The sequence below is a fragment of the Pseudarthrobacter sp. 01T43 genome (assembly GCF_056398665.1).
Map to the genome: position 1 here is coordinate 1 of NZ_JBFTPV010000006.1, position 12,328 is coordinate 12,328.

Here is a 12,328-nt window from a genome sequence, read left to right on the forward strand (position 1 = left end):
CTGGTCAGACTGCTGGTCAGACTGGCAAAAATCCGCTGGCGCATCGAACACGACTACCGCGAACTGAAAACCGGGCTCGGACTCTCCCACTTTGAAGGACGGTCCTTTCCGGGCTTCCACCACCACGCCACCCTCGTCTCCGCGGCGCACCTGTTCATCACYAGGAAACGCCTCGCCACCCCAAAAGCGGCGGGGGCAGCCTGAGCCTGTACGGGGTCCTCAAGGAACTCCAACGGATCCTCATCCGCCAGCTCGGCCGCTGCCCCTACTGCCAACACGCCCCACCAACCTAACAAAGTACTACTAGGGCGGCTCTGGCCCCATTTGTTTTCCACAATGCTCCACATTTGACTTGGCGGCGTGCTGGAAGCTCCCTAGGCTGTATCCCAAGTGAACTGCCTCCACCGGGGGCGGCAGTTGTATTGGGGAACTTATGGATGCCGTGCGCATCGTGGAAGACGAAGTCCGCGAGCTGATCCGCCGTCGGGGTCTGGATCCGCTGCGTCAGGCCGGCGAGGTCCGCCGCCTGGTGGAGGCGGCCGTTAGTGACTATGACGAGCGGGCCCTCATGGGACCACTGCCGCCGATTGGTCCACTGGAAACCGCACGCAGGTTTGTTTTCGATGCCGTAGCCGGATTCGGCGTACTCCAGCCGCTGCTGGACGACCCCTCCATCGAGGAGGTCTGGATCAATGCGCCCAACGAAATCTATGTGGCGCGGAACGGCGAGTCAGAGCTGACGTCGCTGAGCCTTACGGACCAGCAGGTGCGCGACCTTGTGGAGCGCATGCTGAAGAGTTCCGGCCGTCGCCTGGATATGTCCTCACCGTTTGTCGACGCCGCCCTCCCTGATGGCTCCAGACTTCACGTTGTCATCCCGGATGTTACCCGCCGCCACTGGGCAGTGAACATCCGCAAGTTTGTGGTGAAGGCCAGCAGGCTGGAGCACTTGGTCGAGTTGGGCACTTTGACGCCGCAGTCCGCCCGGTTCCTCGGTGCCGCTGTATCCAGTGGACTGAACATCCTCGTCTCGGGCGCCACGCAGGCCGGCAAGACTACGATGCTTAACTGCCTGGCCGCGAGCATCGGCAGCCGCGAGCGGGTCATCACCGTCGAGGAGATCTTCGAACTGCAGTTTCCGCTCCGGGACGTGGTGGGACTGCAATGCCGGCAGCCTAACCTCGAGGGCGAGGGCGAGATTCCACTGCGCAGGCTTGTTAAGGAGGCGCTCCGGATGCGACCGGACCGTCTGGTGGTGGGCGAAGTGCGTGAGGCTGAAAGCCTGGACATGCTAATCGCGCTTAATAGTGGTCTTCCCGAACCAATCTCATGCACAGTGCACTAAGCTCGCAGTATGACTAGGCGAGCCTTCATCTACACCCGCATCTCCCAAGACAGAGGCTCCGAGGGGCTCGGGGTGCAGCGGCAGGAAGATGCCTGCCGCGAGTACGCTGTCAAACACGGTATGCAGGTGATTGAGGTCTTCAGTGATAACTCCGTATCGGCGTACAGCGGAAGAGTTCGGCCTGCTTACTCGGCGATGCTAAAGCGCCTTCAGGCCCGGGACGCCGACGCGGTGATTTGTTGGCGGATGGACCGGCTGCACCGACGGCCGATCGAACTCGAAGAGTACGCGGAAATCTGTCAGGGGCCGCGCCGGTCGGCGCCGATCCTCACATATCCGGTGACGGGCGGAGGTGAAATAGACCTCTCCACAGCGGATGGCCTCCTGCGGGCGGGAATTATGGGCCAGGTTGCGAGATTCGAGTCCTCAACGAAGAGGGACCGGGCCCGTTCGAAGGCGGCGCAGCTTGCGGCCGAGGGAAAGTGGACTGGTGGCCGTCGCCCGTTTGGGTGGCATGTCGTAGAAGGGCGTCTGGTGCTGAACGAACGGGAGGCAGAGGCGCTGGCCGCAGCTCACGCGGATGTTTTGGCGGGTCGTTCTCTCGGATCGATCGTAAGGAGCTGGAATGAGGATGGCTGGAACGGCGAGGCCCTGGTAACAACGGCCGGGAAGCCGTGGGGCTACCCACAACTTTGCCAGGCTCTCCGTCGTCCCCGAAACGCGGGGCTATACGTGTTCAACGAGGAGATCGTAAGCCGTGACAAGATTCCGCCTATCGTCTCGGAAAGCATTTGGCGGGCGGTAGTGGCCGTGCTCGATGCTCCGGAGCGTCGACGTTCGCAGACTAACAAGGCTGTCCATCTGCTCTCTGGGATTGCCCAGTGCCAGTGTGGAGAGGCCGTGAGGTCGGCAACGGTATTTGGGCGCCGTGATCCTGCAACGGGAGTGAAGGCAAAGCACACGGTCTACCGTTGTCCAGCCAAGGGCCCCGGCCACGTTGGAAAGCGCGAGGAGTTTGTCGATGCCACGGTGGAGTTGTGGCTGTTCCGGCTCTTGACGCAATGGCACCGAGCAGAACCCGATACCCCGGAGGTGCTGGCCGAGTCTGAGACCATTGAAGCTGAACTTGAGGCACTCCATGTCCGTGAGCAGGAGGGCGGGGCCTTGTTAGCCTCGGGAGATCTGACCATGGGGCAGATGCGGGAGTTTAATGCGGCCATCCGCCGACAGCGCGAAGACCTCGAGGAACGTCTGACACAGTTGGGTCTTGACCGCCCGGGTGCTTCCTCGGGTGTGCTGCCGCCAGACTGGGAGCAGCACGAAGGACAGGAGCGGTTCCGGTCATGGCTCAGGCTAAGTATCGACGAACGACGTGACTTCATTCGTTCCAAGCTCCATGTCGTCCTGCACAGCCATACAGTTGGGTCGGCACGAGTATTTGACCCCAACACCGTGAGCGTGCACGTAAAGGCACCCGGGGAGTCCCGCCGCGTTCTAAGCAGGACGGATATAGAGCAGCTGGAGCGCACCTCCCTAGGCGGGGATGCCGCTGAATGGCTTAGCCGGTTCCGGAGGAACCGGAGTGGAGGTGACTATGGGCTCGGTTATAAAGTGCGAGAAGATTTCGCAAGACTCGGCTTGAATGCTGACTTCGACCATGTGGCCCCCGTCGTGGTACCTACGGCGTAGTCGTCATACAGGCGGCACTCACTGCTGGCAACGTGATCAGCGGCAGCTCACGACGCGGCCGCGCGAAAGAACCTGCTTCCCAGATCCTGGTCGATGTTGCACGCATTAGAACCACGACAAACACGCGACGGCGGCGTGTTGGGCTGGACAGTGCCGAATCGGCGCACGTTTACCAAAATAGACCCACCTTAGGCGTCCCCGGCGACCACAGGGTCTTGCCGCATGCAGTGCGCTCTTTCGTCTGGGTGGCTTCTCGATAGTTGTGAAGGTCGTCCGGTGACTTTAGCTCTGGGCTGTGCTCCCTTCCGAACCCACTTCCCACAGCGTCTTTCTGCGGACCTGCTGAAGGTTGTGTTGTACCTGCGGAGCTGTTTCAGTTTGGATGTCTTGTGCCGATGAATAGGAATAAAAACCACCAAACCCGGCGCGTTCCTATTGTCTAACGTATATTCTTCAGGATTATGGTTAATCGTAAATATAATTGACCTCAAGATCTAGTCATGGATCCATGAATTTGACATATTTCGCGCTTGACTCTGCCATAGAACTTATGGGCATAATTCCAGATGTAAGCGGGTGCCGATCGGAACTTCGGGATCACGCTGAAATCAAAAACAGGTTTATTAGGGAATCTTCCATGCCGGGGTAAGGAATAAATGTTGAGATGAGTTTGGAGCATTTTGTTAGCTACAGCCTGGCGGAAGCCCTCCTGCTAGAGAAGCCTCGGTGGCTAGTGCATGGTCTAATTTCGGCAATGCTCACACTAATTACGGGAAAGCCTAAATCAGGTAAAAGCGGCATCGTGGTCAGCCTAATTTCCTCTATTTTTTCGCAAGGAAGCTTTTTAGGTCGCGAGATTGGCCCGGTAGCGCGTGTAATCCTTATCGGGACGGATGCCGGTGCCGTCAATGAATACCGAGACCGGTTGGTGGAGGCCGGAGTAACGCCGGAGTTGGCTGGGAACCGGCTCGTTCTGGTACCTGCTTCACGCCTAGATGCTGAATTTTGTGCCCGACTCCGGGCGGAGTTGCTTCCGCAGGCTGGTGACTTGGTGATCTTCGACCACTTGTCCGACATGGCGGGGGATTTCAACTCGCAGTCAGACGTGTCGTCAGTGTTTGCTGCGATGCGGGATGCCGCAGGGGAAGCAGCAATAGTGGTGGTGGCCCACTCGAGTACTGCTACAGGACAGAACGGATTTGCGCCCACGAAGGCCTTGGGGTCCACGGTCATAGCTGCAAAGGCGCGCTGGATCCTTCACGTTGAGGAGCGAGGTGGGGACCGACGCAAACTGACCACGAGTGGGAACGGGGCCAAGGGCGAAGTTCTCCTATTGGATGTGGGGGCGCACGTTGCTGACCTGTCCGTTGCAGACATCGTCACGGCGGAACAGCGGGCCGAAAAGGCCAGGACTCGTTCAGGCAAGACCCTGGACCAACGAGCTCTACAACTTCAGTGGTATCAGGAGCACTGTGCCGCCGTGAGTAAGGCTGAGGCTGCCAGGAAACTTGCTGCACAATTCGGGGGAAATGCCAGATCGTGGCAAAACCATCTTTCGCCCAGTGGATGGATGGGCGAAATGCTTGCGTCACGCTCTCACGCTCTCACGGTCTCACCCCCTATTACGTGAATGCTGACGCATCCACTCAACCCCACTATCGGTACCGGAGTCATTGCCTTGGCTGGAAAAGGTTCTGAAGCCTTAGCGGAAGAACCATGGCCTACGCCTGAGGGCTCCGGCCAACCCACCGTGTAGGCGGTCACGCCGAAAACGGCATACCGATAACCACACCCCCAAGTCTGGGCGTGCCCGCCCAGTCTTGCGATCAAGGAGGTACTCCTACCAGACCAATTCCAACCGTCGAGGAAGGCGAGCCCTGAAGGGGGGCTCGCTCAAACACCACCAACATCGAAAGTCAGAACATGAACCATACAATGGTCGGCTCAAGGCCGACCCCAGACGGGGCACTTACTCATGTCCCCGTAATGGCACAGGACGCTTACGTTCTGGAACGCACGGACTCCCGCCGAGGAGACCATAGGCTCCGAGCATCAGGTGACCGTAGGAAGACGCCTTGGCGTCCTGAGACGCTGCGGCAAGCCGAGACGTGGGACAGGAACAAGCGCCACTACATGGCGCTGGGGCTTTGCTCGGTATGTGCCGCCCAGGCTTCCTGGGGCCACCAGACCGGGTTCACGGAGGTGAACCCGCCATGTGCTGGCTGCCTCTATGTAGTCATTGGCTTCCCGGTCAACGAGCCGGGGGAGTGGCGCTCAAGTTCGCCACGGCGGAAGGCGCCTATGTCTCCCGCCTTGGCCTCTGAGAGGCCTCCAGAGCCGATCTGATAGCAACGCCAGCCAGGAGGCCACCGAGCAGCCATACTGCACGGATAGTGCGGATATTTCCTATGTCTTGGCCGCACCAAACAAGCGGATTGCTGACCGCAGGCGCGCCTGGGCTTCGCACGGCCGTAGCAGGTCACACAAGGCCCTTCAGCATCAACGCCAACAAGCCACACGGTTGAACACCCACCAGCACCCAAAGTGCTGTTTTAGACGCAATCCACCCTCCAAATTCAAGGAACAGTAATGAGCAAGAAGGAACCAATGGAACCCAATTCGAAGTCGGCTGTGGCAGAAGCCGAAGCGCGTCTTGCTGACGCGATAGACCAGCTGTCGGGAGTTGAGAATGAAGCGGCAGAAGCCTCACGCGCTGCTGTCGACATTCACAAGCGGGTTAGTGCAGGTGACACGACAATCACCGTCGAGGACATGGTGCGCGCCGCCCCTGAGGCCGAGCGCCGCGCTGCCATCGTCCCTTATTACAGGCAGGCCGTAAGCAGCGCAGAGCGAGCGCTTCGTCTGGCCCGGACGGATGCCCTCGTCGACAGGATCGAATCCGGCGCCGTCGGGCTAGTGACCGAAAAGCAACTGGAGGACCGCCTTGCTCCCGTTGTCTCAGAACTGGCCGATCTCTTCGGCAACATTGAAGAAGAGATTGAACACGCGATGAGTGCCCGGAGCGAAGTAATCAGTTCCTTGGCGGTCACAACGGCACACGGGCCGAGCTATATGCTGCCCCATGGGCAGCCGGACTCGCCTTTGCAATTCCACAGGTCTGGCAGCCCAGACCGCTTCGAGGTGAAGGGTGTGGAATATCCGGAGTATGTTCCCCGGGGTGTGGTCAAGGTAGCAGTGGAGCTTGCCCTGGACGAGGTCGATCGCCGACGACTTACTGCATAACCAGGGGTTTACGGATGGTCGGCGGGGTCACCACCTCGCCGGCTTTTCCCGTGGTACGGCTATGAGGAAACTTTTGAACCCGTTCGCGAAAAAAGGCGCTAACCACCACCGGGCTGTGGCGCGCCCAGCAGAGGTCCCTCCCCCCCTCTGTACTATGAGCCTTGGTAATTGAAGGTGCCGGGCCCAGCGGCAAACTGAGGCTCGGCTGACAACATCTCTCGCAKTACCGCTTGGGGGCCAGCCCAACCGCGATTTCGAGGGACAGCCGCAGGGGGGACCAACGCATTGACCAGGATTCTGTTCGTTCATGGGACGGGCGTTAGACGGGAGGCCTTTGACTCCGTGTTTTCCACATTCCGCAAGGGTATGCATCGCATTCGCCCGGGATACAAGGTCGACCCATGCCTCTGGGGAGAAACGGAAGGAACCAGTCTCTTGGCCGCGGGCAACTCCATACCGAAACTCTGGGGCCAGCAGAGGGATACCCTCGGTGCCGGCGTGACAAAGGCCGGAGATTTACGAGACCCTGAGGACATTAGGGCCGCAGTATGGACAATATTGGAAATCGATCCCCTAGCGGAGCTTGACGACTTGGCTAAGTCATCGGGAAGGCAGTTGTTCAATTCGTCGGTTTCAGCTAACGACGTGGCAGCAGCGTTTAGGACCGCTGTGTCGGGAGATGCCAGGGTGGCGGCGGCATTAGAACTTGCTGGACTTGAGCATGTGGCAGCTCCCTCACTGGAGGCACTTGTGGTGACACCTGTGTTCCAGCAGCTCATCGGCAACCCCTCCATTGACGTTGTCGACCACATTGCGCCACTGTCCCGAGCATTGGTGGCAATAAGCATGAATGAGCTGGATGAGCAACTGGGGGCAAAAGCTTCTATCGACGGCTCTCACAGAGATGAAGTTGTTGCTGCTCTAATTGACGCCTTAGGGGGAGATTCGCGGGGCATTGGGACCACCGCCCTCAGCTCTGCTGGCCGGCTGTTACTGCATCTGGGGATACTCTCTCCTTTGGAGAAACATAGGGCTGCCCTGGTTCCAAAGGCCGTTCCCGCCATGGGAGACGTCCTTAAATACCTTGTCCGGGGAGAGGGGTTGCGCACTCGCCTGCGAGCATGCATAGCTGACTCGGATGAGGACGTCGTAGTCCTGGGCCACAGCTTAGGCGGAATAGCTGCCGTGGACCTGCTGGTCGAGGAGGATATACGGCAGGTTGTGAGGCTAGTCACAGTGGGAACCCAGGTGGGAATGCTCTACGAAATTGATGCTCTGCCAGGGCTTAAATTCGGTCAGCGGCCCCCTAATTCGTTTCCACGTTGGGATAACATTGTTGATCCCCGTGACCTCTTGGCATACAGCTCGCAGGCCGTCTTTCCGGAATTTGCCACCGACCACTATATTGATAACAAGGCGCCTTTCCCAAGAAATCACAGCGCCTACTTTGGAAATCTCAAGTTTTATTCAGTACTTGACGAAATTCTTCCATGACTGCGATTCCCAAACATACTCGAGCTGTGGTCGTGGGAGTGGAACGGTATGATCACCCACTTCTCAGCGACCTCAATGGGCCCGCCGTGGACGCCTGCAGGTTTGCTAGCTGGTTGGTTTCGCGGGGAGTTCCAAAGGACAACATCGAGCTTTTTATTGCGCCACTACCGGAGAATATTAGCACTTGCAAGGAATTAGCCGCAGGCATTGACTTTAAGATGCCGACAGAGGACATAATACATGCCTTCCTGTTGAAGGAACTTCCGCTACAGTCGAATGAGCTTCTGGTGCTCTACTGGGGAGGACACGGGCTTATGGATAATGATCAAAACCGTGTTCTGTTCACCAGCGATGCCAACGAAACACATAAGGCGAATATTCAACTCACAGCCTTGCTATCCGCTCTGAGGACTGATCAGTACATAGGCAACCGTGTTCAGCAGGTAATCATTGATGCATGCGCAAATTTTGAGGAAGTTTCCCAACAGTTCAGTACTCTGCCCCGAAGAATTAGCAGCCAAGGCCAGCAACAGCCGTCTATGAACCAGTTTGCAATATTTGCTGCGGACCGTGGTGAACGTGCTCGAAATGATCGTGCCGGAGGCACGGGATACTTTTCGAAGATGCTCATCGAGGTACTCTCACAACAAGTTGATGTCTGGCCTGTTAACTTGACTGACGTGTTTGAGGAAACGCACCAACGGATGCAGGCCTTGATGGACAGAAAGCTTGGTCAGCAAACAGTGGTCTGTATGGACTACAGCGCACCGGGACTCGGAACAATAACAAAATGGGTAGAGTCCCAGAAGACACGACAAATGATGAGCAGGATTTCGGACACAGAATCCAGGGTCGGCTCCAGTGCGAGCGATGTCGGGGTCTTAACCGACGGGGCCGTGCAACGGTTTTTCCTTCGGAGTCGCATGGCCCTAATTGACGCTGGACGTGTTCCCGGGGTCGAGCTGGATGATGGAGAGTCTGCTTTCGCTGGGGGACTCTACGTCCGCCGAGACTTGGAAGCGCCCTTGCTTGCGGCGATGCAAGAACCTGATGTAGCTCCCCTACTTATTACCGGCAAGCCTGGTGTCGGTAAAACGAGTCTCCTTTGGGGTTTGGGTAGCACCCTGGCCGCCGATCCTGGAGTGGCGGTGTTATTTATACGAGCTCCTTGGATGCTACTGGGCCGCAATGAAGCCCCTTTCTCTCCCGAAGTCGTCGTTGACTCTGCCCATAAACTTGCGGTCGAGGGTAAACGTGTAATAGTGCTTATTGACACAGCCGACACGTTAGTAGCTGATGAACAAGGTCACGCATCCCTTCTCTTTCTCGTCGACTCCTTGGCGACCGCAGGCCATTCCGTGGTTGTTACCTCGAGGCCCGAGGAAGCGAAAATGCTTCCTCCAGGCTGGAGTCGCCGGCTTGCTTCAGGCTTGAGCACGGATCTTGGGGACTATTCGCAGGATGTTCCTTCAAGGGGCGGTACTTCCGAATTTGAAAGGGCTGTGGCTTCCCACGCGAAATTGTTCCGCGTGAACTACGGCGCCAAGATTGACGTGTTGATTCATCAACTGGTGAACACAGTGGCACGGCGACAGTCTATGGCGATACTTTGCCTCCGTCCGCTGTTCTTGCAAATGCTCTTCCAGCTCTATGCGCCGAACTCCGTGCCGGAAGATCTCAGCGTTACAGGTCTCTATCAGAAATATTGGCAGGATCGAGTTCAGCAGGATCGGCGCGATTTAATTTCCCCGTCTTCGGCTAAAGGCCGCGACCTTGGGGATACCGCGCGCTTGGTCGGTTTGGAGATGATTCGCCAGGGATCTCCGGAGGTCAACCCGCGCTCCGTGGCGCTGCCACGAACTATGAACCCTGACCAGTTTTCAACAGACTTGGAAGCCCTAATCGGGCGTGGCGTGGGGGAGACCCGGGCCGGAACGTTCAGATTCTTCCATCAAACGTTTTTCGAATTTGCTGCTGCTCAGGGGTTGCTTGCCGCGGGCAGCCATGCAGGGTTACAGGTCCTTTTGAATCGTGCCCGCACTCATACGGGAGATTACTTTTTGCTAGCAGTCTTGGAGCAGACGTGGCTTTGCGCTTGGCAATATACCGAATCAAGACTTCCGGCCCTGCGAGAAGCAGAGATTCTTTTGTCAGAGATGACGTCAACGTTGCGACGAGATGCCGAGGCCGGCGCCGGGGCAGAGGGCACAAAGTTGCCTGTCTCCTTGCAACAAACGGCGATGCGGGTGGTCGCGCAAGTGCCGACAGGTTCTCCGAACCTTTTCGAGTTGTTTGAGAAGATCATCGCGCACGGTGCTGTGGACCTTGCTCGACAGGCTTTGAGACTTCTGCCCACTCCTGGCCGGACGGTAGGGTCCGTGGAGTCCAAAGCCATTCTGGCGTGCGCCAATCGATGGGATAGGGGGAGGACTCCCGCTATTGATGCTTTTGGCAGGCTCGCGGAGGCGGCTCCGGGCGTCGCGCTCGGTCTCCTAGCGAATCTGGCGATTGTTCCGGAAGATGTCTTTCAAGCAACCTCGGAAGTCAAGTACCATGTCGACCCTCGCCTTACAAGCATGATTATCGACTTGGTTCCTTTGGACGCTGAAGCCGCTTTGGCCGCTTTGGAGCGGATTGTTCGGCACGCAATACTTACCCGCCAACCTGCGATAGCGGCGGATGTATTTAGTGGACTGTCGGCACTTGAAGGGGAATTGACAAAAACTATCGTCGAATGGTGCGTTCGAGTTAGGTCGGGCCTCAAGATTGCGTCAGGGGTGGGTCCTTCCTTGGCTCTGATACACCGCAATGGGGCGCGGATGTTGATTAGCAAGGTTGGGTGGCCAGAAGGTTGCCGACTCTTTGCACAAGCCCTGGCGAGGGCAGAAGAAGCCGAAGACCCCGCTAGGGACCTTGATTTGGTGATCGGTATGCTCTTGGCCATTGACGAGAGTACGCCAGAAACCGCCGTGGGGCAGATACTGGCGTCGCTCTTGCTAGTGGAATCGCCTTTGGTCCATGCGGAGTTTCACCACGGTCTACTCGTCCCCTTGGTGGAATTCGCTCGGGGGGCCACCCGAAGAAGAATCGTGTCCACACTGGCAGCCGGTCTTCCTGTTCCTAAGAGGAAGGTAGTGGGCTTCGCAGCGCGCTGGTCCGATACGTTGCGGCGAACACTGGAGCGTCCGGAGTGTTCGCCCACCATCGCCGCAGATGTCGGAGGAGCGGTAGTCTCAGAGCTTGAAGCGCGCCTTCATCGGAGTCCCTCATCCATATGGCTCGACCCTGACATGCTACTCACGGTCGCTATAAAGGCAGCGGCGGGGGGAGGTGAGACAGCGCATCAGGCTCTAAAGGCAGCCGTTGCGGGCGAAGAGCGGATCACGGACGCGGGGAAGCGCTACATCTCTCAGAGGGCTCGATCTCGGGAAGGCGCTGAGGAAGAGGACTCTTTGGTGATGAGCCTCGTACTGATTTTGAAAGACAACCAAGCGATGCTTCATCTCGTACGCCTTAATTCCCTGCATCCGATTGAGCTTTCCGCCGAGAACCGGGCCCTCCTGAAGAACAACATAATGGACTCTTTGGCGTCTGCTTCAAGCACAGAGAGAAGTCTCGCGGCTCGACTTTTCAGTGCGGCAGTGACCAACGGAGCGCTCGCGCTTCCGCCGCGTAATGATGAGCGTCTTCAGCTACGGCAAGGTTTAGGAGCGGAGAACCTTGCTGCCATAGAAGTCCTCACATACGGATTCAACATCGGACGTTACACCCCTGACGAAGTTCGTAGCCTGCTGGACCCTTACCTCGAGGGCGCAAAAACGCCTACGGGTACCGAAGCTCTCGCCATTCGGGAAGCAAAGAGGCTCGATGTCAAGGTTTTTGCCGCTACGTGCAGCGTTGGAGACTGGCCGACGCTGTTGCGCAAAGTCTTTGCCGATGCGCCAGATACGAAGTGCGCGATCAATGCGTCGAGCTTCGTCACGGACAAGCACAGGCTGGTGCCTGGCCCCGAAACAGCGGACAAGGCGGCATTCATCATTGCATTTGGGACAGAACTTGCGCGGGCAAATCCTTCTTCAGCGATGTCTAAGGACATAGTCAACGCCTGGTTGCCGAGCATCCGCGTCGTTGCCCGGAGCGGCGGACGAGCCTCGCATGCTGCGTTGTTGGGAGCCCTAACGGCCATGGAGAGTCGCTTCGCTGCAGAGGTAGCCGGATCCCTCAATCTCGTTGTTCACCGGGATCTTTTGGACTTTGCCAACGAGGTCTTAGACCACCGGGACCTGAAGGCTCACGTGCGCGAGCGTTTGGCAACCGTCGTTCGGGACGCTGCTCAGTTGTCTGCATCCTCTGCATGGCCGGAACTGGATGACGATGTGGCGAGCTGGAAGGGGAAAGCCGGAAGGCTTCAAGGCCCCTGACAGCGGTGTGATCGCTGGCTGTGCCAGCCCCAGCCGCGGGCGGCTGGGGCTGCCCAACGTCGAATCCCCGCCATCCGTGAAAGGGAGAGCGGGCTTCGTCGCTTTGGTGTGTTCTGCATGCTGGCGACACGCTGTT

6 protein-coding genes and 1 pseudogene are annotated in these 12,328 nt (G+C 58.0%); all 7 read left to right on the forward strand.

Going from position 1 to position 12,328, the window contains the following annotated elements; translation table 11 throughout:
- Positions 1-204, forward strand: a 204-nt coding sequence (locus AC1DIM_RS07800; protein WP_477709933.1) for a transposase, incomplete at its 5' end; no start/stop codon positions are given.
- A 229-nt stretch (positions 205-433) separates the two neighbouring features.
- A pseudogene (locus AC1DIM_RS07805) lies at positions 434-1,342 on the forward strand (CpaF family protein); the annotation flags it as partial.
- Between the two features lie 12 nt (positions 1,343-1,354).
- The gene (locus tag AC1DIM_RS07810; protein WP_477709934.1) at positions 1,355-3,034 is read left to right on the forward strand and encodes a recombinase family protein; all 1,680 of its coding nucleotides are present in this window, start codon (positions 1,355-1,357) and stop codon (positions 3,032-3,034) included.
- Between the two features lie 664 nt (positions 3,035-3,698).
- Positions 3,699-4,664, forward strand: a complete 966-nt coding sequence (locus tag AC1DIM_RS07815; RefSeq protein ID WP_477709935.1) for an AAA family ATPase — start codon at positions 3,699-3,701, stop codon at positions 4,662-4,664.
- 959 nt (positions 4,665-5,623) lie between these two features.
- Positions 5,624-6,277: a hypothetical protein gene (locus tag AC1DIM_RS07820; RefSeq protein WP_477709936.1), complete on the forward strand. Its 654-nt coding sequence runs from the start codon at positions 5,624-5,626 to the stop codon at positions 6,275-6,277.
- Positions 6,278-6,712: 435 nt separating this feature from the next.
- Entirely contained in the window at positions 6,713-7,771 is a 1,059-nt protein-coding gene (locus AC1DIM_RS07825) for a lipase family protein (RefSeq protein ID WP_477709937.1), read from the forward strand.
- On the forward strand, positions 7,768-12,192 hold the full coding sequence (locus AC1DIM_RS07830) for a hypothetical protein (RefSeq protein WP_477709938.1): 4,425 nt from the start codon (positions 7,768-7,770) through the stop codon (positions 12,190-12,192). Before AC1DIM_RS07825 ends, AC1DIM_RS07830 begins: the two co-directional genes overlap by 4 nt.
- The last annotated feature ends 136 nt before the right edge of the window (positions 12,193-12,328 follow it).